This is a genomic window from Arthrobacter sorbitolis, assembly GCF_054510995.1.
The window spans coordinates 80,310-106,964 of record NZ_JBTNDM010000004.1; the positions used below are offsets into that span (position 1 = coordinate 80,310).

16 protein-coding genes are annotated in these 26,655 nt (G+C 70.5%); 9 read left to right on the forward strand and 7 right to left on the reverse strand.

Annotated elements, in window-relative coordinates; all coding sequences use genetic code 11:
• Positions 1-16: 16 nt before the first annotated feature.
• Positions 17-4,852, forward strand: a complete 4,836-nt coding sequence (locus tag ACX80K_RS10435) for an NAD-glutamate dehydrogenase (protein ID WP_459271803.1) — start codon at positions 17-19, stop codon at positions 4,850-4,852.
• 136 nt (positions 4,853-4,988) lie between these two features.
• Positions 4,989-6,467, forward strand: coding sequence for a sensor histidine kinase (locus ACX80K_RS10440; RefSeq protein ID WP_459271804.1), 1,479 nt, complete (start codon positions 4,989-4,991; stop codon positions 6,465-6,467).
• A gap of 112 nt (positions 6,468-6,579) precedes the next feature.
• On the opposite strand, the gene ACX80K_RS10445 is transcribed toward ACX80K_RS10440, so the two are convergent.
• Positions 6,580-6,828, reverse strand: a complete 249-nt coding sequence (locus ACX80K_RS10445) for a WhiB family transcriptional regulator (RefSeq protein ID WP_055769355.1) — start codon at positions 6,826-6,828, stop codon at positions 6,580-6,582.
• Positions 6,829-7,359: 531 nt separating this feature from the next.
• Positions 7,360-11,667 (reverse strand): FtsK/SpoIIIE domain-containing protein, encoded by a 4,308-nt coding sequence (locus tag ACX80K_RS10450; RefSeq protein WP_459271805.1) that lies wholly within the window; start codon positions 11,665-11,667, stop codon positions 7,360-7,362.
• Between the two features lie 194 nt (positions 11,668-11,861).
• Here ACX80K_RS10450 and ACX80K_RS10455 point away from each other — a divergent pair, with 194 nt between their 5' ends.
• The 6 genes from ACX80K_RS10455 (at position 11,862) to ACX80K_RS10480 (ending at position 20,984) form a co-directional block, all read left to right on the forward strand.
• Positions 11,862-13,919, forward strand: a complete 2,058-nt coding sequence (locus tag ACX80K_RS10455; protein ID WP_459271806.1) for an acyltransferase family protein — start codon at positions 11,862-11,864, stop codon at positions 13,917-13,919.
• A 147-nt stretch (positions 13,920-14,066) separates the two neighbouring features.
• A complete protein-coding gene (gene glf, locus ACX80K_RS10460; protein WP_459271807.1) occupies positions 14,067-15,254 on the forward strand; it encodes a UDP-galactopyranose mutase in 1,188 nt (395 codons plus the stop codon).
• Complete coding sequence (locus ACX80K_RS10465) at positions 15,251-17,278, forward strand: glycosyltransferase (protein ID WP_459271808.1); 2,028 nt, start codon at positions 15,251-15,253, stop codon at positions 17,276-17,278. Before glf ends, ACX80K_RS10465 begins: the two co-directional genes overlap by 4 nt.
• A gap of 5 nt (positions 17,279-17,283) precedes the next feature.
• Positions 17,284-18,183 (forward strand): ABC transporter permease, encoded by a 900-nt coding sequence (locus tag ACX80K_RS10470; protein ID WP_459271927.1) that lies wholly within the window; start codon positions 17,284-17,286, stop codon positions 18,181-18,183.
• A 3-nt stretch (positions 18,184-18,186) separates the two neighbouring features.
• Positions 18,187-18,915, forward strand: coding sequence for an ABC transporter ATP-binding protein (locus tag ACX80K_RS10475; RefSeq protein ID WP_459271809.1), 729 nt, complete (start codon positions 18,187-18,189; stop codon positions 18,913-18,915).
• An 80-nt stretch (positions 18,916-18,995) separates the two neighbouring features.
• Complete coding sequence (locus ACX80K_RS10480; RefSeq protein ID WP_459271810.1) at positions 18,996-20,984, forward strand: DUF6541 family protein; 1,989 nt, start codon at positions 18,996-18,998, stop codon at positions 20,982-20,984.
• A gap of 71 nt (positions 20,985-21,055) precedes the next feature.
• On the opposite strand, the gene rfbA is transcribed toward ACX80K_RS10480, so the two are convergent.
• Entirely contained in the window at positions 21,056-21,925 is an 870-nt protein-coding gene (gene rfbA, locus ACX80K_RS10485; protein ID WP_459271811.1) for a glucose-1-phosphate thymidylyltransferase RfbA, read from the reverse strand.
• Positions 21,926-22,040: 115 nt separating this feature from the next.
• Between rfbA and ACX80K_RS10490 the strand changes: the two genes are divergently transcribed.
• Positions 22,041-23,267: an acyltransferase family protein gene (locus tag ACX80K_RS10490; RefSeq protein ID WP_459271812.1), complete on the forward strand. Its 1,227-nt coding sequence runs from the start codon at positions 22,041-22,043 to the stop codon at positions 23,265-23,267.
• Between the two features lie 94 nt (positions 23,268-23,361).
• On the opposite strand, the gene ACX80K_RS10495 is transcribed toward ACX80K_RS10490, so the two are convergent.
• The 4 genes from ACX80K_RS10495 to ACX80K_RS10510 are packed head-to-tail and all read right to left on the reverse strand — an operon-like array spanning position 23,362 to position 26,642.
• Positions 23,362-24,459, reverse strand: coding sequence for an NAD-dependent epimerase/dehydratase family protein (locus ACX80K_RS10495; RefSeq protein WP_459271813.1), 1,098 nt, complete (start codon positions 24,457-24,459; stop codon positions 23,362-23,364).
• A gap of 22 nt (positions 24,460-24,481) precedes the next feature.
• Positions 24,482-25,369: a glycosyltransferase family 2 protein gene (locus ACX80K_RS10500; RefSeq protein ID WP_459271814.1), complete on the reverse strand. Its 888-nt coding sequence runs from the start codon at positions 25,367-25,369 to the stop codon at positions 24,482-24,484.
• Between the two features lie 58 nt (positions 25,370-25,427).
• Positions 25,428-25,901, reverse strand: coding sequence for a DUF2304 domain-containing protein (locus ACX80K_RS10505; RefSeq protein WP_459271815.1), 474 nt, complete (start codon positions 25,899-25,901; stop codon positions 25,428-25,430).
• A gap of 3 nt (positions 25,902-25,904) precedes the next feature.
• Positions 25,905-26,642: a glycosyltransferase family 2 protein gene (locus tag ACX80K_RS10510; protein WP_459271816.1), complete on the reverse strand. Its 738-nt coding sequence runs from the start codon at positions 26,640-26,642 to the stop codon at positions 25,905-25,907.
• Between the last annotated feature and the right edge of the window lie 13 nt (positions 26,643-26,655).

Here is a 26,655-nt window from a genome sequence, read left to right on the forward strand (position 1 = left end):
TACGGAGGCCCTCCCCATGTCGTCTGGATCCAGGACAACGGATCAGTCAAGCTCGGACACGTCACGGGAGGATTTCGTAGAGCACTACTTCGAGCATCTCGCACGCGAGGACGCCGTCGGATACCTGCCCACCGATCTCCGCCAGCGGGCCTTCGCCCACCGCGACCTGGCCGAAGCCCGCGAACCCGGCACCGCCGCCATCGGGGTCATGGACCAGGGGAACTCCAGCATCGTCATGATCGTCACCGACGACATGCCCTTCCTCGTCGACTCCGTCACCGCCGAGCTCGTGCGGCAGGACGCGGCCATCCAGCTCGTGGTCCACCCGACGTTCCTCGCGGTCCGCGAGGACGGGTCGCACTCGCTCACGGCACTGAAGCGCGTCCCGTCCACGGCCGGAGCGTCGAGTGGGGACACCGCGGCGCTCCCCAACATCGGCGAGTTCGCGGGGCTGGCCGGCCGCACCACCCACATCGAGTCCTGGATCTCGGTCGAGGTCACGAGGCTTCCCGACGCCGGGGCCAAGGCGTCGATCATCGACGGCCTCCACCGGGTGCTGGGAGACGTCCGCTCCGCCGTCGAGGACTGGCCTGCCATGCGGCAGACGGTCCGCTCCATCGAGGCGTCGCTCGACTCGATCGTCGGCGCGGAGGCGATCCCCGACCTGCGGCAGGCGCAGGAACTGCTGCGCTGGCTCGACAGCGGCAACTTCACCTTCCTCGGCTACAAGGAATACGAGCTCGTGAGCGACGAGGAGGGCGCCGACGCCCTCCGGGTGCGGGACGGCAGCGGGCTGGGCCTGCTGCGTCATGGCATCGGTCCCGGGCAGGTGCAGCAGCTCACCGAGGCAGGACGCGCGAAGGCACGGGAACGCCGCACGCTCGTGATCACCAAGGCCAACTCGCGGTCGACCGTGCACCGCGCCGCCTACCTGGACTACATCGGCATCAAGAGCTTCGACGCACAGGGCAACGTGAACGGCGAGCGGCGCTTCATCGGCCTGTTCGCGACCAGTGCGTACACCGGCTCCGTCCGCAACGTGCCGCTCGTCCGCGACAAGGTCTCCGAGGTCCTCCGCCTGTGCGGCTTCCCGTCGGATTCCCACTCGGGCAAGGACCTGCTCTCCATCCTCGAGACCTACCCCCGCGACGAGCTGTTCCAGATCGAGGTCGCGGACCTCGTGTCCACGGCCCTCGGGATCCTGCGCCTCCAGGAGCGGCGCCGCACCCGGCTCTTCCTGCGACCGGACGTCTACGGGCGCTTCATGTCCGCCCTCGTCTACCTGCCGCGCGACCGCTACACGACGAGCGTGCGCCTGCGGATCGAGCAGGAGCTCCGGACGGCGCTCGACGCCGACTCGATCGACTTCGAGGCCCGGATGAGCGAATCGGCCCTCGCACGCCTGTTCTTCCGCATCCGGCTGCAGCGCGGGGCCGAGATCCCCGTCGTCGACGCCGCCGAGCTCGAGGACCGCCTCGTCCGCGCGGCCCGGTCCTGGCCCGAGGGGATCGTGGAGGTCGCGCAGGGGAGGTTCGAGCAGGACACCGCCCAGCGCCTGGCCGCGCTGTGGGCGGAGTCGTTCCCGGCCGGCTACCGGGTCGACTACGAGGTCGAGGACGCCCTGGAGGACATCTCCCGGTTCGAGCAGCTGGCCTCCGCGGATACCGGAGCGCCCCAGCTGCACGTCTACGTCCCCGAGAGCTCGTCCGCCGATGCCGCCGATGCGCGCCTCAAGCTCTACCTGACCGAGGCCAAGAGCCTCACCCAGATCCTGCCGTACTTCCACAACCTGGGCCTCGAAGTGCTCGACGAGAGGCCCTTCGAGATCACGCGGTCGGACGGCCGGGCCTTCTTCCTCTACGACCTCGGCCTCAAGTACCCGGCGGGCATCTCCCCGCTCGGCACCGCAGCCCTGCTGCAGGATGCCTTCAGTGCCGCCGTCACGGGCAACAGCGAGTCCGACGCGTTCGACAGGCTCGTGCTGAGCGACGAGCTCGGCTGGCGCCAGGTGCTGATCCTCCGCGCCTACGCCAAGTACATGCGGCAGATGGGCAACACGAACTCCTACGGTTTCGTCGCCGACACCCTGCTGCGCAACGGCGAGGTCAGCCGGGCGCTCGTCGCCCTGTTCAGTGCCCGCTTCGATCCCGACCTCGACGGCGACCGGCCGGCCGCGGTGGACGCGGCGCGGACGGCGCTCGACGAGGGACTGGAGGGTGTGCCGACCCTCGACGCGGACCGCGTCCTGAGGACCTTCGCGAACCTCATCGGTGCGAGCCTCCGCACCAACTACTTCCAGGACAAGCGGCACGTCAGCATCAAGTTCGACACCTCCCGGATCGACGGCGCGCCGTTCCCGCGGCCGAAGTTCGAGATCTGGGTCTACTCGCCCCAGGTCGAAGGCGTCCATCTCCGGTTCGGCAAGGTGGCCCGCGGCGGCCTCCGCTGGTCCGACCGGCGCGAGGACTTCCGCACCGAGGTGCTCGGGCTCGTGAAGGCGCAGACCGTGAAGAACGCCGTGATCGTGCCGACCGGCGCGAAGGGCGGCTTCTTCGCCAAGCAGCTGCCCGACCCGTCGGTCGACCGCCAGGCGTGGCTCGCCGAGGGCCAGGCGAGCTACCGCACGTTCATCCGCGGGCTGCTCGACATCACGGACAACCTCGCCACCGACGGCACCACCGAATCGGTGCTGCCTCCCGCCCGCGTGGTCCGGCACGACGACGACGACACCTACCTGGTGGTCGCGGCCGACAAGGGCACGGCGTCGTTCTCCGACATCGCCAACGAACTCTCCGCCGAGTACGACTTCTGGCTCGGCGACGCGTTCGCCTCCGGGGGCTCCGTCGGCTACGACCACAAGGCCATGGGCATCACCGCCCGGGGTGCGTGGGAGTCCGTGAAGCGTCACTTCAGCGAGTTCGACGTCGACACGCAGACCGACGACTTCACGGTGGTCGGTGTGGGCGACATGAGCGGCGACGTGTTCGGCAACGGCATGCTCCTGTCCGAGCACATCCGCCTCCTCGCGGCCTTCGACCACCGTCACATCTTCCTCGATCCGAACCCCGATGCGGCCCGGTCCTTCGCGGAGCGCCGACGGCTGTTCGACCTCCCGCGATCGAGCTGGGAGGACTACGACAGCAGCCTCATCAGCCGCGGGGGCGGCGTGTACCCGCGGCAGGCCAAGTCCATCCCCATCTCCCCGGAGGTGCAGGAAGCGCTCGGCCTCGACGCAGGGGTGACACGGCTCAGCCCCCCGGAGGTGCTGAAGGCCATCCTCCGCGCGCCCGCCGACCTGCTCTACAACGGCGGCATCGGCACCTACGTCAAGGCCACGGACGAGACCCACGGCGACGTCGGCGACCGCGCGAACGACGCCATCCGCGTCGACGGCAGTGAACTGCGCGCCCGCGTGGTGGGCGAGGGCGGCAATCTCGGCATGACGCAGCGGGGCCGGATCGAGGCCGCGCTGGCCGCCGTCCTCCTCAACACCGACGCGATCGACAACAGCGCCGGCGTCGACTGCTCCGACCACGAGGTCAACATCAAGATCTTCGTCGACCGGATGGTGCGCGCCGGACGCCTGCAGCCCGCGGAACGCACGGAGTTCCTGCAGTCGATGACCGACGAGGTCGGCCGCCTCGTCCTGCAGGACAACATCGACCAGAACGTCCTCCTGCTCAACGACCGCCAGCGGGTCATCGAGTGGAGTCCGAGCTACGAGCGGATGATGGACTGGCTGGAGAAGAAGGCCGACCTCGACCGGGACCTCGAGGCACTCCCGACGACGGCGGAGCTGCGGCGCCGGATCGACGCGGGCCAGGGACTCACCTCCCCGGAGCTGTCGGTGCTCGCCGCCTACGCGAAGATCGAACTGACGAAGGTCCTGTCCGCCAGCGGCCTCGCCGACGACCCGTACTTCAGGGGCACCCTCCGGCGCTACTTCCCGCGCCGGCTCGTGGAGCGTTTCGACGACCTGCTCGACACGCATCCGCTGCGCCGGGAGATCATCTCCACCGTCATCGCCAACGACATCATCAACCTCGGCGGGATCACGTTCGCCTTCCGCGTGATGGAGGAGACGTCGGTACCCGAGCCCGTGGTGGCCCGCGCCTTCGTGGCCCTGCGGGAGATCTACTCACTCGACGAGACCGTCGACGCGCTCGCGGCCCTGCCCGCGGACTTCCCCACGGACCACTGGACCACCGTCCACCTGGACCTGCGCCGGCTCCTGGACCGCGCGGTGCGGTGGTTCGTCAACCACGTGGAGCAGGGCACGGCGGTGGGCGAGGACATCGACGCGTTCAAGCCGCTCGTCGCACCCTTCCGCTCGCGCCTCGGGGAGTACCTGCGCGGCTGCGACCTCGAGCGGGCACGCGAGGCGACGGCGACCGCCACGGCCTGGGACCTGCCGGCGGAGCTCGGGCGGCACTGGGCCGAGCAGTTCGAGTCCTTCGCGCTGCTGGACATCGCCTACAGCACCCGCCGCGTCGACGAGCCGGTCGAGAACATCGCGAAGGTCTACTACGCGGTGTACGACCGCTTCGAGGTCGACAACCTGCTCGAGCGCATCACCAAGCTGCCGCGGACGGACCGCTGGCAGGCCCTCGCCCGGGCCGCACTGCGCGACGACCTGTACTCGACGGTGGCCGACATCACGGTCGCCGTCATGCGGGCCACCGGCGACCTGCAGGACCGCGACGCGGGGGAGCGGCTCCTCGCCTGGCAGGAGCTGAACGCCGACCAGCTGCAGCGCGCGAGCAACATGTTCGCCGAGGTCAACCTGCTGGAGCAGGACGACATCTCGTCCCTGTCCGTGGCCCTTCGCCTCCTGCGCTCCATCGTCCGGTAGCGGCCCGTCCTGTCGGCGTCGACCGCGGCGGGTGACAGACTGGACCTGCGGTTCCTCGATCCGCGGGTCCGGCCTGTCGTCGCGCACCGCGTGCGGAGCGGGCTGCCGCGTTCGTCCCGAGCAACAGAGAGATCCCATGGCAATCTTCACCGACCCCATCCGCGAGTACACAGGGTTCGAACCCGGCGACGCGGAGTGGCTCCACCTCCTCGTCGGCGACTGGCAGATGGTGGCCGACCTCGCCTTCGCGGACCTGGCCCTGTGGTTCCCGCTGGACGGCGGCGGCTACGTCGCCCTGGCCCACGCCCGGCCGTCGACGTCGCACACCGTCTTCCACAGCGACTTCGTGGGCGAGCGGATCCGCGCCGACCTGCAGCCGCTCGTGGACGTGGCCTGGGAGACGCAGAAGATCGAACGCTCCGGCGAGACGAACTGGACCACGGAGATGGCGATGCGCGTGGAGGCCGTGCCGATGGTGCGGAACGGGCGCACGCTCGCCGTCGTCACGACCCACATGGACCTGTCCAGTTCGAGGATGCCGTCGCGGCTCGAGCTGACCTACCGGCAGTGCGCCTATGATCTCCTGCGCATGGGCACGCTCGGGTTGTGGCCCGACTTCGCGACGCCGACCGGTTCCCGCCGGGGCGCCCCCCGCGTGGGCGACGGGCTGATCCGGCTGGACGTGGACGGGATCGTGCAGTACGCGAGCCCGAACGGGGTGTCGGCATTCCGCCGGCTCGGCGACGTCGAGACCCTCGAGGGACGCCCTCTCGCGGAGATCACGACGGCGCTGCTGAAGGACCGTCGGATGGTCGATGAGACGCTTCCCCTCGTCGTCACGGGGCGCATGCCCTGGCGCACCGAGATCGGCTCGCGCGGGGTCAGCCTGTCGCTGCGGGCCATCCCCCTGCGTGACGAGAAGGAGCGCTTCGGCGCCCTCGTCCTCTGCCGGGACGTCTCGGAGCTCCGTCGCCGGGAGATGGAACTGGTGTCCAAGGACGCGACGATCCGCGAGATCCACCACCGGGTGAAGAACAACCTCCAGACGGTGGCGGCGCTGCTCCGGATGCAGTCCCGCCGGATGGTCAGCGAGGAGGGCAAGCTGGGCCTCGAGCAGGCCATGCGCCGCGTGTCGACCATCGCCCTCGTCCACGAGACGCTGTCGCAGGGCCTCGCGCAGAGCGTCGACTTCGACGAGCTCATCTCGCGGCAGTTCCGCCTGTCCGCCGAGGTGGCGTCGCCGTCCCAGGCGGTACGGACCGAGCGCAGCGGGGACTTCGGCGAACTCCCCAGCGATCTCGCGACGCCGCTCGCCCTCGTGATCAACGAACTCGTGACGAACGCCGTCGAACACGGTCTCTCCGGCCGCGCCGGCACCGTGTGGCTCATGGCCAACCGGCGGGCCGTGATCGACGAGGAGGAGATCCTGCGGGTGACGATCGCCGACGACGGCGTCGGTCTGCCGGCCGGCGGCCACGCGGAGGGACTGGGACTGCAGATCGTCCGGACGCTGGTCACGAGTGAACTCGGCGGGACGATCGAGTGGCGTACGCGGGGTGGTGGCGGGACCTCGGTGACCATCGAACTCCCGCTGCGCCTGAACCAGGGCCCCTGACGCCTGCCCCGGGAGGGTGACCGCGGCGCAGACGACGAAGGGCCGCCCGATGGGCGGCCCTTGGTCGTCTGCCGGTACGCCGATCGGCTGATCCGGGTGCTCCCGGTCCGGGTCAGGAGGCGCGGCGCGCCCTCGCGGCCCGGCGCTTCAGCGCCCGACGCTCGTCCTCGCTCAGTCCGCCCCATACCCCGGCATCCTGCCCGGACTCGATGGCCCACTGCAGGCAGGTGTCCTGCACCTGGCAGCGGCGGCAGACGCTCTTGGCCTCCTCGATCTGGAGGAGGGCCGGTCCGGTGTTGCCGACCGGGAAGAACAGTTCCGGGTCCTTGTCCAGGCAGGCTGCGCGACTACGCCAATCCATGATGATCACATTCTCCTTCGGCCTCGCTCTTCGTTTGTGAAAAGATTCACGAGCGGGCTCATAGTAAAGGGGGCCGACTCTGGGCCCCCGGGTATCCACTGCTTTTAAGGCTGTCACGTTACCAGCGGGTAAACAAGGGTTTTACAGGTCCGATTGACCGTGCACGTGAGGGGTTAGTCACAGCAGAGGCGCGGTGTCGAGGTCTCCGGGGAGGGCGCAGCACGTCGGGTAGGGTTCGAGGGTGGTTCCCGACCCAGCCCTGACCCCCTCGAGCCGCCCCCGCGGCGTCCTCCTGATCGCGGCGATCCTGGTGCTCGAGGCGGTCGCGTTGCTCGCGGTCGCCGCCGGCTTCGTGGCGAGCGCCTTCAGCGCCGATGCCCTCTCCGTCGGGGGATCGGTCTTCATGGCGGTCCTCCTGCTGCTGGTCGGCGCGGGCCTCGTCGCCCTCGCCCGGCAGCTCGCCGCCGGCTTCCGCTGGCCGAGATCACCCTCGCTCGTCGTCCAGCTGTTCCTGGTGATCCTGGCGTTCCCCTACTTCTCCACCGGTTCACCGCTCCTCGGGGTGGCGCTCCTCGTCCCCGCCGCCGTCGTCATCGTGACGCTCTTCTCCGGACCGGTCGTCGGGTACACGGTGCGCACCACGGCGTCCGGGAAGGCTCTGTAGGGACCGCCCCGTCCCGTGGTGTCGCCCGTCGACGGCCCGCGGATGCCCTCCGGTCCGTCCGTCCCGCCGGGTGCGCGGGCGATCTGCACCTCGACGACTCCTCCGGGGTCGCAGGCGAAGCCCCGGCCCGCGACGGGCTCCCCGTCCGTGTCGAGCCGCGCTCCGAAGAAGTCGCCGTCGCCTGCCGTCCTCGGCGCCAGGACGAGACCGCGCCCGGCTGCGCGGGCCTGCAGGGCGAGGGGGACGCGCGTCAGGAGGGCCGGGCCCGGGAGGGCCGACAGGACGCACGCGGCGCCCCGCGCCACGAAGCCCGCCAGCGCCTGCTGCACGTCCGCGGGCAACCGGTCCGCGTCGTCGACCACGAGGATGTACCCGTGCAGGGGTCCCGGCCCCGTGCCGCCGGCGACGTCCCGCCAGTAGGCGGGCGCGGGCAGTCCCGGTGTGCCGGCGGGTGGGACAAGGACGGATCGGGGCGGGATCAGGTGCCCCGCCGACTCCGCCAGCACGCGCAGGGTGTTCGTGCGTCCCGACCCCCGCTGGCCCAGGACCAGGTAGACGTCGCCGGGAGCAAGGGCGATGGAGAACGCCAGCAGGTCGTCGCCGTACACGCCCGCCACCAGCCGGTCCGGTGTCCCTGCCGCAGCGGTGCCGGCCAGGCCGACCTCGCGGGGGAGGGCATGCACGGGGAAGGGGGCCCGGGCCGGTGGGCGGACCGCCAGCTCGGCGCCGGCGGGATCCGCGGGAGTCGTAGGGCCCGCAGGAGAGGTGGGAGCCGGGGGAGCCGTGGGAGCCGGGGGAGCTGGGGGATGCGTGAGCAGCTGGCACGTGGCGTCACCCCAGCTGCCCGTGATCGGTCCCTGGGCGAACCCCCGACCGGGAAGGGCATCGATCGGCGGCATCGCCGGCCACGTCATGGTCGTCTCCTGATGCGCACCGAGGGGCAGGTAGACGCGGTTCGGCAGCAGGGGGAAGAACCGTGACGTGGTCACGTCCCGGTCCCCGTCGACGAGGACACTCACCCCGCTCCCGGCGCCGTCCCGGACCAGCGCCTGCAGATCGTCCTCGGCCCGCGCGAGGCGTCCGTTGCGGAACTGGCTGCTCCATCGCGCCCAGCCGGTGATCACGAGCACGATCCGGCCGGTGGCCCTCCCACCGGGCCCCGGCGCCGCCAGCCGTTCGAGGACGCGGCCGGCCCGCCTCGTCTCCTGCGGCAGGACGTACGCACCGACGTGGGGGTCCGCGGAGCACCGCCCCAGCGTCCCGTCGCCGTCCAGCACGTACAGGTGGAGATCCGGGTCGCTCCGGGGCAGGGCGGACACGACGGCTGCGAGTGCCTCTGCGACGCCGCTGCCGGGAAGACCGACGAGGGCGAGGTGGGAGTGGCGGTCCGGGTGCCAGCGCAGCACGTGCTGTGCCTGGCGCCCGGGGAGATCGACGATCCCGAGCGCCACCCCGACGGCGGCGGGGGACGGGTCAGGCCCGACCGGACGGAAGGCAGCACACGCCGCGGGGGTGAGGCGGGTGGGCAGCGGCGGCAGCACGGGGCGGGGCTGTCGCCCGGCCGCAGCACCCCGGGCGGCCGCCACGAGTCCGGCGACCGCCTCCGCGAGGGCCTCCCGGGGACGACCTCCCGCATCGTCGGTGTCGTCGGTGTCGTCGGTGCCGTCGGCCTCCGCCGGGGAAGGATCCGCTGCCGCCTCTCCGAGGTAGGCCGCGACGTCCTGCCAGCCGGGCGTCCGGTCCGCCGTCGGGGGTGCGGACGGCGAGGCGACCTGCACGGCGACGGGTGCTTCGGCCCCACGGCGCAGGAAGGCCCGCCCCGGGGCGTCGACCGGTATCTCCGCGGCCGCGCCGGACCCGAGCAGGTCCTGCGACTCCACCGTGCTCTGGACCCGGAGCAGCACCGACGTCGTGATGTTCGCCCTCAGATCGGGCGTCACCGCCCCCTGGACCCGCTGGGTGGCGAGCACGAGATGGACACCCAACGACCGGCCGAGGGCGGCGATCCTCATCAGGTCCGGCACGGCGGTCGGCACCGCGTCGCCGAGGGCCCGGAACTCGTCGATCACCACGACCAGCCGGGCCGGGCAGGTGGACGGCGAGACCCTGCGCAGCCCGTCGAGGTCACGGGCGCCGTGGCCGGCGCAGAGGAGTTCCCGGCGTCGCAGTTCCGCCCGCAGCGAGGTCAGGGCCCTGGCCGTCGATTCCGCGGACAGGTCCGTGAGGAGCCCCACGCAGTGGGGGAGCGCGGCGAGTGCGCCGAGCCCGGAGCCGCCCTTGTAGTCGATGAGGAGCAGGGACAGGTGCCGGGGAGGCTGGTCGAGTGCCAGTCCGAGCACCAGGGTCCTCAGGAACTCGGACTTGCCGGAGCCCGTGGTGCCGGCGACCAGGAGGTGGGGGCCGTCCCTGACCAGGTCGATCGCCACGGGCCCGGTACCCGACCGACCGACGAACGCGGTCGGCCGTCGGGCGTCGGCCGCCGCCCAGCGGCCGGGGACCGACGAGGCGAAGGTGTCCGGCCCGGGCTGCCCGGACCAGAGGGAGACCGAGGACGGCACGCCCGATCCGTCCCCCGTCCCCGGGCGGGTACGGGTCCCGGCGCCCGGCCGGGTCCGCGCGGCGCGGGCGAGGGCCCGGGCGATCCGCTCGAACGTCCGCTCGGAGACGGCGTCGGGAAGGACGCGGTACTCCCGCCCGTCGATGCGCGCACGGGCGCCGCCGGGCGCCATCACCATGCCCGCCGCGAGCAGGGCCGTCCCTGATGTCGAGGGGCCGGCGCCGGCCCCGTCCAGCCGGAAGCGGACGACGACGGTGCCGGGGCGTCGGGCGCCCTCGGGAAGGTCCTCCGCGACCTGGAAGACGAGCAGGACGCCGGCCTGCCGGCCGATCCCGGCGAGGACCCGGGGGTCCCTGGTGAGCAGGACGTTCGGGAGGAACCTCGCGTGGACCGGGAGGTGCCGGGCCGAACCCCAGCAGATCACGGGAGGCGATCCCTGCTCGGGGTGTGCGACCTGGAGCAGCAGGGCGCGCAGGGCCCCCCGGACGGCGGCGGGGTCGCCCGCGACGGTGAAGCACTCCCCGGCCGCGCCTCCGCTGCCGGAGGTCGCGACCGCTGCCGCGCCCGATGTCGCACCGGCTCGGTCCGCCCGACAGGGCAGGACCAGCGGCAGGTCGTGGAGGACCGGCAGGACGAAGGTGGAATCCCGCACCGTGCTGAGGTTCGCCGGCTGGTCCGCGACGCCGAGCCGCAGCAGGATCTCCGCGGGGAACGGCTGCGCCACCGGGGGCCGTCGGGGGACCGGCCGACAGGCGCGCACGGCGTCGAGGGCGGTCTGCCCGGGGTCGGGCACGGCCAGCAGCCGGCGCTCGCGGTCCCGCTCGGCCGCGGCGCGAAGCGCAGCCGCGAAGGCCCGGACGTTCCGCCGATGGACGACGAGGGGGACCGATCCGGTCACCGCGGACAGGGCGCTGAAGGCCAGGAAGAACCACATGCCCGTCGTCGCCGCCAGGCCGATGCCGAGGACCAGCGGCAGGACGGCGGTGAGGACCAGGAGGCGGGACGGTGTCCGCGGGGGTTCGCGTCCGACCTGCACGGGCACGAGGACGTCGGCGGGCCGGACGTAGTGCCAGCCGTCGTCGTCGGCCAGTTCGATGCTGCACCGGCTCCCGCCGAGTCGAAGGGTCGCCGACACCGTGACCTCCGCCGTGCTAATGCGTCGGCCGTCGACGAAGGTGCCGTTCACCGACGCCAGATCCTCCAGCACGACGGCGTCCCCGGTCACGGTGAGGAGGGCGTGCCGGCGTGAGAGTGCAGGGTCGGCGATCACGATGTCGCATTCCGCCCGCCCGATCGTGCAGCCGCCGCGGGGCAGCGGGACCACCTGGCCCGCGTCGGGGCCCGATCGGACGACGAAGACGAGATGCGGCACCGGCGGCCCCTCGTCCTGGGGCGGGGACGGCCCGCAGACGATGACCGCGCCGTCCGTCAGGTCCCCCACGCATGCCGTCATCGCCGCGAGCGGCACGCCGGCGATCGCGAAGGGCCCCCGGTATCCCGCCGCCGCCAGCCGGGCGGCGAGCGCCGCGCCCGTGGGCAGGGCGAGGGTGTCCACCACGATCTCCCGGGCGGGGAAGGCGCACGGGGGAGCGCTCGCGAGCGTGACGTGCAGGTCCACGGAGGCCTCCTCGGGTGGGGACTGCCTCCGAGGCTAGGGAGGAAGGGGTCCAGGAGGGCGGGGGAATCGCGGGTTGTGGACAGGGGGCGTCCACGGACCGGTCCGCGCGACCCTCCGCGCGGGCAGTGGATGTCCCGGGCTTCCCCGGGTGCTCCCGCTACACTTGACCATCGTGTCTACCCCTGAAGTCCTCCATGTCCGTCGCTGAAGCGAGCCGTTCCGCGGCTCCCCCCGCCGCGGCCGACGGCGCGAATCGCGGCTTCCGCCCGGAGGTGCAGGGTCTCCGCGCCCTGGCCGTCCTGATGGTGGTCTCGTACCACATCTGGTTCGGCCGGGTCTCCGGCGGCGTGGACGTCTTCCTGCTGATCTCTGCCTTCCTGCTGGCGCTGTCGTTCCTGCGCAAGGCGGAGGCGGGCAAGCCGTTCGATCTCGTCCGGCACTGGCTCCACCAGTTCAAGCGGCTGCTGCCGGCCGTCGTCGTCGTGATCCTCGCGACGCTGGCGGCCAGCTACCTGCTGGTGCCGCGGTCCCGGTGGACCGACATCATCGAGCAGTCGTGGGCGTCGCTGCTCTACGTGCAGAACTGGGTCCTCGCCTCGAACGCCGTCGACTACTACGCCGAGGACCACAGCCTCGCCAGTCCGCTCCAGCACTTCTGGTCGCTCTCCGTCCAGGGCCAGGTGTTCATCCTCTGGCCGCTGCTGTTCCTCGCCAGCTCCCTCCTGGCGCGCCGCTTCCGGCTGCGGTTCCGCGGCGTCGTCCTGCTCGTGTTCGGTGCGCTATTCGCGGGTTCCCTGGCGTTCTCGATGTGGGAGACGTCCACCAACCAGGCGTACGCGTACTTCGACACACGGGCCCGCCTGTGGGAGTTCGCGTTCGGGACGCTCCTGGCGCTGGCACTGCCGTTCATCCGCCTCCCTCGCCCGCTGCGGATCGCAGCGGGCTGGATCGGCGTCGCCGCGATGCTCAGCGGCGGCTTCCTCCTCGACGTGCAGGGCCAGTTCCCGGGCTATGTCGCGCTCTGGCCCCTCGGGGCCGCTGCCCTGGTGATCGTCGCCGGGCAGACCGGCAGCCGGTTCGGAGCCGACCGGTTCCTGTCCGCCGGGCCGCTCGTGCGCATGGGCGACCTCTCCTACGCGCTGTACCTGTGGCATTGGCCGGTGCTCGTGCTGGCCCTCGTCTGGCAGGACCGGCCGTCGCCCGGTGTGCTCGGAGGGTTCCTGGTCATCGGCGTGTCGCTGGTGCTGGCCTACCTGACGATGCGCTTCGTCGAACGGCCCGTGCGGGCGCTCGTGTGGGCCGACAAGAGGCGCCGTCGTGCCGGTGTCGTCCTGCTCGTGTGCCTGGGCCTCGTCGCCGTGCCGCTCACGGCCTGGCAGCTGGACCTGCGGGCGCAGGCGGCGCGCGCCGCGGCGCAGACGAGTGCCGACAATCCCGGGGCGGTGTCCCTGCTACCGGGCTACCAGGACGAGGTGTCCGACGACGCGGTGATCCTGCCCGAACTGAGCACCATCCGGGGCGACTTCCCCCGGCTGGAGGCCTGCGACGCGGAAGCGACGGGCGTCCCGTCCGACCTGGAGGGTTTCTGCACCCAGAGGCTCGCCGAGGGCGAGCCGAGCAGGACGGTCGTCGTGGTGGGCAACAGCCACGCTCAGCACATGTCCGCTGCGGTCGTCGCGCTGGCGGAGAAGCACGACTGGACGGTGATCGAGCTGGTCTCCCTCGGCTGCGTCTTCGCGCCGGAGGGCCCCGACAGCACTCCCGAGTGCGCCGACTTCTTCGAGGACTCGAGTGCCTACATCGAGGACCTGGGGCCCGACGCCGTCTTCACCATCGCGACGAAGACCGAGTTCGGCTCGACCGACGAGAAGATCGTGCCGGACTTCGAGAACACGGTGAGGCGGTACACCGAGCGCGGGATCGAGGTCATCGGGGTGCGCGACAACGCGCGCTTCGACTTCAACATGCCCGCCTGCATCCAGGAGAACGAGGACGCCCTCGCCGCCTGCAGCCCCGTCAAGACGGACCTGCTCCCGGCGGTCTCACCCCTCGAGGGGTTCGACCCCGGGACCCCGCTCTACAGGTCGGTCGACATGACGGACGTGATCTGTCCCGGCGACACCTGCCCGCCCATCATCGGTAACGTGTACGTGTACATCGACAACAACCACGTCAGCGCGACGTACTGGCGCACGATGGTCCCGCAGTTCGAGGAGCGACTGTTCGGCGTGTCCGTCCTCGAGCCGGCCTGATCGCTCCCGCACCGTCGCCGACCGGCGTCGTGCAGCCCCACCTCCCCTCCGCGGAGGCGCCGCGCGCGGTGTCCGGCGAGGTGGAGGACCACTCTCGGGTAGCCTTAAGCGGGCATGTCCGTGGTTCGAATCAATTCAGGAGCATTTGTGAACGTTGACCTCGTTGTCGTTGGATCGGGCTTCTTCGGCCTGACCATTGCTGAACGGGCGGCCACCCAGCTCGGCCTCAAGGTGGCGGTGCTCGACCGGCGCCACCACATCGGTGGGAACGCCTACAGCGAGAACGAAGCTCGCACCGGGATCGAGGTGCACCGCTACGGTGCGCACCTGTTCCACACCTCGAACGAGCGCGTCTGGGACTACGTCCACAACTTCACCGAGTTCACGAGCTACGTGCACAAGGTCTACACACGCCACAAGGGCGAGGTGTACCCGATGCCGATCAACCTCGGCACCATCAACCAGTTCTTCCGCGCCGCGCTCGGTCCGGCCGAGGCCCGCGCCCTGATCCAGGAGCAGGCGGGCGAGCTCGCCGGGACGGATCCGCAGAACCTCAACGACAAGGGCATCCAGCTGATCGGCCGGCCCCTGTACGAGGCGTTCATCAAGTACTACACGGGCAAGCAGTGGCAGACCGACCCGAAGGACCTGCCGGCGGAGATCATCTCCCGGCTCCCCGTCCGCTACACGTACGACAACCGGTACTTCAACGACAAGTACGAGGGTCTGCCCGTCAACGGCTACACGGCCTGGATCGAGCGGATGGCGGACCACCCCAACATCGACGTCCACCTCGACACGGACTTCTTCGACGAGGGCCACGAGTACTCCCGTGCGACCACGCTCGGCCAGGTGCCCGTCGTCTACACGGGCCCGGTCGACCGGTACTTCGACTTCGCCGAGGGCGACCTCTCCTGGCGGACCATCGACCTCGAGGAGGAGGTCCTGCCGATCGAGGACTTCCAGGGGTGCTCGGTGATGAACTACCCGGACGAGGACGCGCCCTACACGCGGATCCACGAGTTCCGTCACTTCCACCCGGAGCGGGACTACACGAAGGACGCGACGGTCATCATGCGCGAGTACTCGCGTTTCGCCGAGAAGGGCGACGAGCCCTACTACCCGATCAACACCGCCGACGACAGGGCGAAGCTGCTCGCCTACCGCGACCTCGCCAAGGGCGAGGAGTCGGTGCTGTTCGGCGGGCGCCTGGGCACCTACAAGTACCTCGACATGCACATGGCCATCGGGTCCGCACTGTCGGCGTTCGACAACAAGATCGCACCCCACTTCACGTCGGGCGCAAAGCTGGAAAGCGGAGGAGTGGAAGCATGAGCATCGTTTCCAAGGAGATGGACGCGGCGACGGACGAGACCAGCGCCGTCCTCTGGAAGACCGTCCACCGCGTGGTGTTCCCGACCGACGGCGACACCGACACCCTGCCCCTCTACGTCGACTTCAACGCCGCGCAGCGCGTCGTGGACGACCAGCACCGCTCGGCCCGCGCCGGCGCGGGGACGACCGCCGTCGTCGCGCAGCACAGCACGCAGCGCTCCGACTTCATCCTCGACCGGCGGAGCCTGCGCCTCCCCGCCTACCGGCGTGTCTCCTTCGGCACGTACTTCAACGCCTTCCCGGCGAGCTACTGGCGGGCGCACACCGACGTCGCACAGGTGCGGCTGACCGTCGAGGTCGATGCCGAGGCGTCGGTCGTCATCTACCGTTCGAGCGCACGCGGCACGTCCAACCGCGTCCAGAGCGTCCACGTCGACGCGGGCAGCCCGGTGGCCGTCGACCTGCCGATCACGGCGTTCGGCGACGGCGGCTGGTACTGGTTCGACCTCGTCGCCTCGGAGGAGGACGTCACCCTGCAGCGGGCCGAATGGGCCGTGCCGCAGCCCGAGGGGTTCGAGGCCGGGACCCTGTCGGTCGCCGTCACCACCTTCAACCGCCCGGACTACTGCGTCCGCCACCTGTCCACCTTCGCGGAGTCCGAGGACCTGCTCGGCGTCCTGGACCGCCTCATCATCACCGACCAGGGGACCCAGAAGGTGCGGGACCAGGACGGTTTCGACGAGGCCGCAGCGACGCTCGGCGACAAGTTCACGCTGCTCGAGCAGGGCAACCTCGGCGGATCGGGCGGGTTCGCCCGCGGCATGCACGAGACCGTCGACGACGGGCGGAGCAAGTACGTCATGCTGCTCGACGACGACGTGCTGGTCGAGACCGAGGGCATCCTGCGGGCTGCGAACTTCGCCGACTTCACCCGCAGGCCGACCATCGTCGGCGGGCACATGTTCAACCTGTACGAGCGGTCGGTCCTCCACAGCTTCGGCGAGGAGGTCAACGAGTACCGCTACTTCTGGGGGCCCGTGTCGAACACCTTCGAGGCGCACGACTTCTCGTCGAGCAACCTCAGGACGACGCCGTGGATGCACCGCCGCGTCGACGTCGACTTCAACGGCTGGTGGATGTGCCTCATCCCGACCAGCATCATCCGCGAGATCGGTCTGGCGCTCCCCGTCTTCATCAAGTGGGACGACGCCGAGTACGGGATCCGGGCGAAGGCCCACGGCTACCGCACCGTCTCCCTCCCCGGCGCGGCGGTCTGGCACATGCCCTGGACCGAGAAGGACGACACCATCGACTGGCAGGCCTACTACCACCAGCGCAACCGCTGGCTCGCGGCGATGCTGTACTCGCCGTACAAGCGCGGGGGCCGGATGCCGCGCGAGAGCTTCGCGGTGGACGTCCGCCACCTCCTGTCGATGCAGTACTCCGCCGTCGAGCTCCGCCTGAACGCGCTCGAGGACCTGCTCGACGGTCCTTCCCACCTGCACGCGACCATCGGCGCGAAGCTGCCCGAGATCCGCCGGCGCCGCGCCGACTTCGACGACGCGCGCATCAACAAGAACATCGCCGAGTTCCCCGACATCAAGCGGGTGAAGCCCCCGAAGAAGGGCCTGAAGCCGACGCCGCCGCGTACCCTGCGGAGCGCGCTCGTCAAGGCCGGCACGGGAGCCCTCCGCCAGGTGCGGCCCGCCCGCCCCGAGGCGAGCGTGCGCCCCGAAGCCAACGTCCCCGCCATGGACGCCCGGTGGTGGAGGCTCTCGCAGCTCGACTCGGCGCTCGTGTCCTCGGCCGACGGGTCGGGTGCCTCCTGGTACAAGCGCGATTCCGCCAAGTTCCAGTCCATGCTCCGGCGGAGCGTGGTCCTCCACCAGCGGCTGCTGAGCCGCTGGGACGACCTCGCGGAGGAGTACCAGCGGGCGCTGCCGGAGTTCACGTCGCAGGAGGCCTGGGCCGAGACCTTCGAGAACGCCAGGCCGGCCGGAAGCGCGGGGAAGTCGTCGCAGTGAGCAGTATGACGGACCGCTCGGCGGCCGGAGGGGGGCCGCGCGGAGAGCTCGTGGCCCCCGGCTACGGACACGGTCTCCGCGACGTCCTGCGGTCCCGCTACCTGCTCAAGCTGCTGGTGCAGAAGGAGCTGCGTGTCCGCTACCGGGGATCGGTCCTCGGGCTGCTCTGGTCGTACGTCAAGCCCGGGGTGCAGTTCGTCGTGTTCTACGTCGCCCTCGGTGTCTTCCTGGGACTCGAGCAGAGCGAGCGCAACCCCGCCGGCCTGCCGAACTACGCCATCTACCTGTTCTCGGGCATCGTGCTCATCAACTACTTCAACGAGGCGCTGGGCAATGCGTCGCGCGCCATCGTGTCGAACGGCGGGCTGATCAAGAAGATCTACCTGCCGCGCGAGCTCTTCCCGATCGCCTCGACCTGGGTGTCCGCGGTGCACTTCGTCCCGCAGATCCTCATCCTCCTCGTCGCCTGCCTGTTCTCCGGGTGGTCGCCCACCGTGCTCCAGCTCGCGGCGGCCGTCGCCGGGTTCCTGATCGTGACGATGTTCGCGATCGGGCTGGGCCTGCTGTTCGGTGCCGTCAACGTGTACTTCCGCGACGCGGAGAACCTCGTCGACATGCTGCTGATGGTCGCCACCTGGGCGTCCCCCGTGCTCTACCCCTGGCTGCTCGTGCGCGAGAAGCTGGGCGAGACGTTCTTCCTGATCTACCAGCTCAATCCGATCACGGTGGCCGTCGAGACGTTCCACTTCGCGTTCTGGCTGCCCACCACGGAGCGGGCCGAGGCGATCCCCCCGAACCTGCTGTCCCTGTGGATACCGGTCGCACTCGTGACCTCGGGTCTGATGCTCGTCATCGGCCAGCTCGTCTTCCGGCGGCTCGAGGGCCGCTTCGCCCAGGAGTTGTGACACGTGACCACCGCGATCGAGATCCGCAACGTCAACAAGCAGTTCGTCCTCCGGCACACCCGGTCCATGAAGGAGGCCTTCGTCTGGCTAATGAAGGGACGGAAGGGTGACCTCTCCGAGCGCTTCCACGCGCTGGCGGACGTGTCGCTGACGATCGAGGAGGGGGAGACCGTGGCCCTGCTGGGGTTCAACGGCTCCGGCAAGTCGACCCTGCTGAAGCACATCTCGGGCGTGATGCGCCCGGATACCGGCAGCGTGCACACGCGGGGCCGGGTGGCGGGCCTGATCGAGGTGGGAGCAGGCTTCCACCCCGACCTCAGCGGTCGGGACAACGTCTACCTCAACGGGGCGATCCTCGGCATGGACCGCGCGGCGATCGAGGAGCGGTTCGACTCGATCGTCGAGTTCTCCGAGATCGGCCAGTTCATCGACACCGAGGTCAAGTTCTACTCCTCGGGCATGTACCTCCGGCTGGCGTTCTCCGTCGCCGTCCACACGGACCCGGAGGTCTTCCTGATCGACGAGATCCTCGCGGTCGGGGACGAACCGTTTCAGAAGAAGTGCCTGGCGAAGATCGCGGAGCTGGCCGCGGAGGGGAAGACCCTCGTCGTCGTGAGCCACGACCTCGACATGGTCGCGAAGATCTGCGAGCGCGGGGTCCTGCTCGACCACGGCCGGGTCCTGCTCGACGGACCCGTCGACGAGGTCGTCAAACGCCTGAGGCAGGGCTAGGAACACCGACCCGGGCGCCGAGGGCGCCCCGCCGGCCTCCGGGCCCGGCATCCCGTGTTGTGCTGATTTTTGGAGGATTTGTGTCCTGGTGGAGTACTGCGCCGGTGCTGGCGGCGACGATCGCCGTGATGGTCGGCCCGGGTCTGTTGATCGGCCTGTCGCTCGGATTCCGCCGGCTCGCGCTCCTCGGCGCGGCGCCCGTGTTCTCGGTGGGTATCGCGGGAGTCGCCGCGGTGCTCGGTTCCGTCGTGGGGGTCCCGTGGACCGTCTGGCTCCTGCTCGCCGTCACGGTGGTGACCGCAGCGATCGGCCTGCTCATCTCCCGCCTGGCGGCCCGGACGTCCGCTGGTCCCGCACGCCGGCGTGACAGCTGGGTACTGGTGGCTGCCGGCGTCGCGGGCGCGGTGATCGGCGGGGTGCTGATCGCCCGGAGCACCGTCCGGATGATCGGAGCCCCCGAGCACATCTCCCAGCGGTTCGACAACGTGTTCCACCTCAACGCCGTCCGCTACATCTTCGAGACCGGCGATGCCTCGACCCTCACGCTCGGCACCATGACGGGGAATTCCGGCTTCGCCGCGGTCTACCCGGCGGCCTGGCACTCCTTCGGCGCCCTCGCGATGCAGCTGACGGGGGCCTCCGTCCCCCTGGCCGTCAACGCCGTCAACATCGTCACCGCAGCGGTGGTCTGGCCGATCTCGGCACTCTTCCTCGCCCGCGTCGTCGTCGGACCGCGCATGGTGGGGCTGGTGACGGCGGGGGTGGTCTCCGCCGGGTACATGGCGTTCCCCTACCTGCTCATGGCCTGGGGCCCGCTCTTCCCCTACATGCTCTCCGTCGCGCTCCTGCCGGCCGCACTGGCCCTCGTGGTCCTCGCCAGCAGGATGGGCGCCTCCATGACCGAGGCGCCGGCACGGGTATGGATCGCCCTGGCCGCAGCCTTCGCGAGCCTCGGGTTCTCGCACATGAGCAGCGTCAACACGCTCCTGGCACTGGGCCTGCCGGTGGTGCTCTGGTCCGTGTCCCGGCAGTTCGCCTCCCTCGCCCGCAGCGGTGCGGCACCGCGGCGCTACCTGCCGTGGGTGGCCGGGACGGTCCTCGGGCTCGCCGTGTTCGTCGTCGTCTGGCTGAAGCTCCGGCCCGTCCCGTACGACGTCTGGGGTCCGCACCAGACGACCGCCGGGGCGGTGGGCGAGGTGCTCGGCAACGCACCGATGGACTACCGACTGATGGCCTACACCGTGTCGGCCCTGGCCCTCCTGGGCCTGATCCACGCTGCACGGAACCGCCGTTCGGCCTGGCTGATCGTCAGCTTCGTCGTCATCGGCTACCTCTACCTCGTCGACGCCAGCATCGAGCGGGGGCCGTGGCGCGCCGTGCTGACCGGGATCTGGTACGCGGACACCAACAGGCTGGCCGCGGTGCTGCCGGTCCTGTCGGTCGCCCTCGCCGCCCTCGGCGCGGTCGTCGTCGTGGACGCGTCGTCCCGCATCGTCCGGCGCGTCGCAGGACGGCGGCTCGAGACCTCCGGCCGCCGGCCGGTGCTGCAGGGTGTCGCCGCCGGCCTGGGCCTGGCCGCGCTGGCCGGACTCCTGGTACCCGCCACCCAGCCCGGCGCCGTGAACGAGTACGTCTCGTGGGCGAAGATCCACTACATCCCCGATTCGCCGTCCTCGATCCTCTCGACCGACGAGCAGGCGCTCCTGGACCGCTTCGACGGGGAGGTCCCCGAGGACGCGGTCATCGCGGTCAACCCGTGGAACGGCAGCTCGCTCGCCTACGCCTACACGGGTCGCGACACCCTGGTGCACCACCTCTTCGAGACGTCGACGCCGCAGGCGCTCGTCCTCGCCCGGAGCCTCGACGATGCCGCGGAGTCCGCCGAGGCATGCCAGGCGATCCGGGACGAGAACGTCTCCTACGCCCTCGACTTCGGCACGCAGTACCTCATCGACGGTGAGGAGGCCCGGGGGTACCCCGGCCTCGCCGACCTCGCCACGTCCGACGCGGTGCGGCTGGTCGACGAGCAGGGGGCGGCCAGGCTGTACGAGGTCGTCGTCTGCCAGTAACCCGACCGCGGGACCCGCCTGTCGGGCGGGTCCAGCGGTTGGAGGCGCCCGCCGCGGGTGTGTGTGCGGTGTTACTTGCCGCGGGCGAGGAGCCCGAGGAGGTAGTGCCCGTAGCCGCTCTTGATGAGGGGTTCGGCGCGGCGGCGCAGGTCGTCGTCGCTGAGGAAGCCCTGGCGCCAGGCGATCTCCTCGGGGGAGCCGATCTTCAGTCCCTGTCGGTGCTCGACGGTGCGGATGAAGTTCGAGGCGTCGCTGAGGGATTCGAAGGTCCCGGTGTCGAGCCAGGCCGTGCCGCGCGGCAGGATCTCCACCTGCAGGCGCCCTGCCTCGAGGTAGGCCTTGTTGACGTCGGTGATCTCCAGTTCGCCGCGGGGTGAGGGCTTCAGCTCCCGGGCGATCGAGATGACGTCGTTGTCGTAGAAGTACAGGCCCGGGACCGCGTAGTTGCTCTTGGGGTTCTCCGGTTTCTCCTCCAGCGACAGCGCCCGGCCGTCCCGGTCGAACTCCACGACGCCGTAGGCGGAGGGTTCGGCCACCCAGTACCCGAACACGGCGCCGCCGTCGACGTCGGCGAAGCGGCGCAGCTGGGTGCCCATGCCCTGGCCGTAGAAGATGTTGTCACCGAGGACCAGGGCGACCGTCTCCTGGCCGATGTGGTCCGCGCCGAGGATGAACGCCTGGGCGAGGCCGTCGGGGGAGGGCTGCTGGACGTAGGTGAGGGAGACACCGAACTTGCTGCCGTCGCCGAGCAGGTGCCGGAACTGGTCCGCGTCCTGGGGCGTCGTGATGATCAGGATGTCCCTGATGCCGGCGAGGATGAGCGTGGACAGCGGGTAGTAGATCATCGGCTTGTCGTAGACCGGCATCAGCTGCTTGCTGACGCCGAAGGTGATCGGGTGGAGTCTGGATCCGGTGCCCCCGGCAAGGATTATCCCGCGCATGCTTCGAATTATTGCCGTGCGGCACTGCACGGCCAAATCGCTCCCCGGGCCCGGCACGGGCGCTGCGGTAGGATGGCCGGGTTGTCCCAGTGTCGGTCGTGCTGATGGAGTGATTGTGCCACGGAGGAAAAACCAGTCCGGCCTGTGGTTCGGCCGACCGTTCGACACCCGGAACAACAGCCTGAACCTGATCCGCCTGGTGCTCGCCCTCACGGTGCTCGTGCACCACAGCTGGCCGCTGTCCGGGCGGCCGGAGGAACCCGCCTTCGCCGGGGACACCCTCGGCGGGTGGGCCGTGGCAGGCTTCTTCGTCGTCAGCGGGTACCTCATCACCGCGAGCCGGTTCAGCCACTCGCTGGGGGACTACCTGGTCCACCGCATCGCCCGCATCATGCCGGCCTTCATCGTCTGCCTGGTCGTCGTCGCGGGCGTCTTCGCCCCGCTCGGCTATCTCGCCGCCAGGGGCACCCTCGACGGCTTCCTGACGACCGGTACGACCCCCTTCAACTACGTGTTCTCCAACCTCGGGCTGAAGATGGTCACGTACGACGTGGCCGGGACGCCCGCGGACGTGCCCTACCCGGGTGCCTGGAACGGCTCACTGTGGAGCCTCTACTACGAGTTCTACTGCTACGCGATCCTCGCCTTCATCGGGGTCTTCGCGATCATCCGCAAGTCCCCGTGGCCCCTGACCCTCCTCTTCGTCGCGAGCGTGGTCGCCCATGCGTCCATCGGGGACATCACCGCGTACACGCAGGGGAACTTCGACTTCGACCTCCTGTTCCGCCTCCTGCCCTTCTTCCTCGGCGGCGCCGTCGTGCAGGCCTGGAAGGACCGGATCGGCATCCACTGGCTGCCCGGCGCGGTCTCCGTGGCGGCGTCGGTGGCGATCACGGCCCTGGTGCCGAACTGGGGCGGTGCGGCCTCGGCGGTCTTCATCGCCTACGGCATCCTGTGGATCTCGACGCTGCTGCCCTCACCGCTGCTGATCCGCAAGAACGATGTCTCCTACGGCGTGTACATCTACGCCTTCCCCATCCAGCAGCTGCTCGCGATCCATGGGGTCCACGAGCGTGGGCTGGCCGTGTACATGCTCGTGGCCGCGGTCCTCACGGTCGCCGCGGGCATCGCCAGCTGGCTCCTCGTCGAGCGCCCCGTGATGCGCGCCGTGCGCCGGCACGGGAAGACCGCTCCCGGGCCTGCCGCAGTCCCCGCGCATCCCGGCGGGCCCGCGCCCGGTCAGGGGGCCGCGTCGGCCACGGCGGCCCTCCCGGGGGGGCAGGAGGTCCCGCACGTCCCGCAGGAGCCCTCGGTCGTCGGGACCCGCGCGACCGGCGGGTGACACCCCGGATCCCGGGAGGCGACCCGTGAACAGAGAAGTCCCCGCGCAGTGCGCGGGGACTTCTCTCATTCAGTGGGCCGTACGTCGGTACGCGTCAGGCCGGCCGGACGTCGGCCTGGGAGTCGATCCACCGGGCGAGGCGGGCGATGCCCTGCTCGAGGTCGTACCGGGGGGTCCAGCCGAGCACCTGCTCGGCCGCGCTGACGTCGGCCCAGGCGTGCCGGACGTCGCCCTGCCGGTACTGGCCCGTGACGTGCGGGGTCGGGGCGCCGTAGTACCCGGCGATGATCGCCGCCGCGGTCCCGATGGTCTGGAACTCCCCGGAGCCGATGTCCAGGGGCGTGTCGCTGACGGACGGCGACGTGGCCGCGGCCACGAGCGCCGAGGCGACGTCGTCGATCAGGATGAAGTCGCGGCGCACCTCCCCGTCCTCGTACAGCGGGATGGAGGTGCCGGACTTCGCCATCCTGCAGAACAGCGACATGATGCCGGTGTAGGGGTTGATGAGGGATTGGCCCGGCCCGTACACGTTCTGGAGCCGCAGGATCGCCGTCTCGACGCCGTAGGACTTGCCCCACGCCAGGAGGATGTTCTCCTGGGCGAGCTTCGTGGCCCCGTACACGCTCACCGGGGCGGGGAAGACGTCGTCGGCCTTCATCGCGGTCGGTTCGGCGCCGGCGAAGTCCCACTGTGCCTGGTCGAGGGTCGTGCTGGTGCGCTGTCCCGGGTAGAAGAGCGAGTCCGCTCCCGCGCGGCGCCATGCGCCCTCCCCGTACACGGCGCGGCTGCTGGAGAGCACGATGCGGCGCGGCAGTTTGCGGTGGCGGTTGAGTGCATCGAGCATCTGGGAGGTGCCGACGACGTTCGTCATCGTGTGCCGGGTCGACTCCTCGAGGGACTGCCCCGTGCCGGTCTCGGCGGCGAGGTGGATGATGACGTCCGGGGTCACCGTGGCGAGGAGGCCGTCCCAGACGGCCGCGTCGGTGATGTCCCCCTTGACCAGCTCCGCCGCGGCGTGGAGGTCCGCCGGGCGCTCGCCCGTGGCGTGGATCTGGGGGTGGAGGTTGTCGACGACGACGACGCGGCCGAAGGCGGCCGCCAGGGCGCCGGAGATCGCGGTCCCGATGAAGCCGGCTCCGCCGGTGACGAGGACTGTCTGTTCCGATTCGCCGGAACGTGGTGCGTGGGTCATGGAAGCCTTCCTGAAGGGGCCGTTAGAGGCCGAAGATGTGGCGCGCGAGCGCCTTCGCCGCGGTGCGGTTGCGGCGGAGGAGCGCGCCGGGCAGCAGGGTCGCGGCATGGGCCCGCGAGGTGAGGCGGAGTCGGGCGGCGCGTTCGGCCCGCTTCCAGTCGAGTTCCCTCGCCTGGCCGGCCGCGAGGCTGAAGTACTCGCGCTCCCCGGCGAACCGGGAGCCGTCGACGAGCTTGGCGGATGAGGCGCTGGCGGAGTGGCGCCGGTAGGAGAAGCACAGGGTCGGCTCGATGAGCAGCTGGTCGCCCTTGTAGACCATGTCCATCACGAGGGCGAGGTCCTGGATGATGGGGAAGCCCTCGCGGAAGTCGACCTCGCGGATCTTGTCGGTCCGGAACGCGAGCGAGGGCCAGTACAGCCAGTCGCCGTGCATCAGGTTGGCCGCGATGGCCTCGCCGGAGACGAGCTGGAGCCCGGAACCGCGCGGGCGGACCAGCTTCTGCTTGGCGGTGTCGGTGAGGGTCGTCACGACCGTGCCGGCCTCGTCGATGATCCGCACCCCGGGCTGGATGATCGCGGCCTCGGGGAAACGGTGGTGCGCGGCGAGGATCGTGTCGACGTAGTTCGGCAGGAGGACGTCGTCGCAGCCGAGGATCGTCATGAGGTCCTGCGTGGCCAGGGACACGCAGGTCCGGTAGTTCGCGGTGATGCCCTCGTTCCGGTCCTTGCGGATGTAGGTGATCCGCTCGTCGTCGATGCCGTCGACGTACTCCTTCACCGCCAGGTCGGGGTAGGCGTCGTCGACGACGGTCAGCCTCCAGTCGTCGGACTCCTGGGCCAGGACGCTCCGGACCGTTTCCTTCATGTAGCCGGGGTCGCCCCAGTAGGGGATGAAGATGTCCAGTAGCATGGGTCGATCGGCCTTCCGTGGGTTGGTGCGGCGGGTGGTCCCGCCGTGCAGCGCGATGTCAGGGGTGTTTCTGCTTCTGCGGGGGATGCACAGCGGACGCACCGGCCCCTCCCGTGGAGCCGTGCCCGGGGGTGCGGGTGTCCACCGGGGCGGTCAGGGCCTTGGCTGCACCCTGATCGGAGGGCAGGGTCCGGGCCGGGGCGAGGGCCTCGAGCTGTGCGCGCAGGATCGCGACCTCCTCGGCGAGTGCGCGCGTCTCGTCCTCGACCGAGGAGATCTCGACGGAGAGGTGGAGCAGGACGCCGAGCACGAAGAGGATCCCCAGGGCGAACAGCAGGTTGGACGGGATGGTGACGCCCACGGTCTCGGCGGCGATCCGCAGGAGCTGCGGGAACGCGCCGAGGACGACGGTGGCCGCACCGACGATCAGCCAGAGGGCGGCGTACTTCTCGCGGATCTTCTTGCGTCGCAGGAGGTCGAGGACGAGGGCCACGATGACGATGGCGAGCACGAAGGCTGCGATGGTTTCCACGAGTCAGGCTCCCACGAGGTGAACTGGTCCGGATTTCCTGCGCGTCAGTGCGAAGAGCAGGGCGAAGACGGAGCGGCCGAGGTAGATGGCCGCCTTCGTCGGATTGTGGCTCGGTGTGCCGCCCTGGCGGACGCGCATCTCCACGGGGACCTGGACCACCCGGCAGCCCGACTTGATGGCGACGACGAGCGAATCGATGGTGTCGCCGAGGTATTCGGCAGGGTAGTGATCGAGGTACTGGGCGATGGCCCGGGTGTTGCCGGCCCGGAAGCCGCTGGTCACGTCCGTCAGGCGGGTCTTGGCCAGGGCGGAGATGACTCCTGCGAGGAACTGCATGGCCCATTTGCGCGGCCCGGAGACCTGGTACTCGCCCCGTTCGGCGAAGCGCGCCCCGATGGAGATGTCGGCGTCGTCGAGTCCGCGCAGTACCCTCTCGATGTCCCGGGGGTCGTGCTGGCCGTCGGCGTCCACCTGGACGACGGCGTCGTAGCCCGTGCGGGCTGCGTACTTGAAGCCCGCACGCATGGCTCCACCGACGCCGAGGTTGAACGGCAGCCGCAGGACGGTGGCGCCGGCGGCGGCGGCCTCCGCCGCGGTCTCGTCGGAGGAGCCGTCGTCGACGACGAGCACGTCGTAGCGCTGTTCGAGGGCGAGCGTCTCGCGGACCGTGTTGCCGACGGTCTGGGCCTCGTTCCACGCCGGCATGATGACGAGCGCGCGGGAGTAGGACGGCGTGGGCATGACTTCAAAGATA

Coding starts and splice junctions, on each gene's coding strand:
- ACX80K_RS10435 (WP_459271803.1), top strand. CDS start 17: ATGTCGTCTGGATCCAGGACAACGGATCAGTCAAGCTCGGACACGTCA.
- ACX80K_RS10440 (WP_459271804.1), top strand. CDS start 4,989: ATGGCAATCTTCACCGACCCCATCCGCGAGTACACAGGGTTCGAACCC.
- ACX80K_RS10445 (WP_055769355.1), bottom strand. CDS start 6,828: ATGGATTGGCGTAGTCGCGCAGCCTGCCTGGACAAGGACCCGGAACTG.
- ACX80K_RS10455 (WP_459271806.1), top strand. CDS start 11,862: ATGTCCGTCGCTGAAGCGAGCCGTTCCGCGGCTCCCCCCGCCGCGGCC.
- ACX80K_RS10465 (WP_459271808.1), top strand. CDS start 15,251: ATGAGCATCGTTTCCAAGGAGATGGACGCGGCGACGGACGAGACCAGC.
- ACX80K_RS10470 (WP_459271927.1), top strand. CDS start 17,284: ATGACGGACCGCTCGGCGGCCGGAGGGGGGCCGCGCGGAGAGCTCGTG.
- rfbA (WP_459271811.1), bottom strand. CDS start 21,925: ATGCGCGGGATAATCCTTGCCGGGGGCACCGGATCCAGACTCCACCCG.
- ACX80K_RS10495 (WP_459271813.1), bottom strand. CDS start 24,459: ATGACCCACGCACCACGTTCCGGCGAATCGGAACAGACAGTCCTCGTC.
- ACX80K_RS10500 (WP_459271814.1), bottom strand. CDS start 25,369: ATGCTACTGGACATCTTCATCCCCTACTGGGGCGACCCCGGCTACATG.
- ACX80K_RS10510 (WP_459271816.1), bottom strand. CDS start 26,642: ATGCCCACGCCGTCCTACTCCCGCGCGCTCGTCATCATGCCGGCGTGG.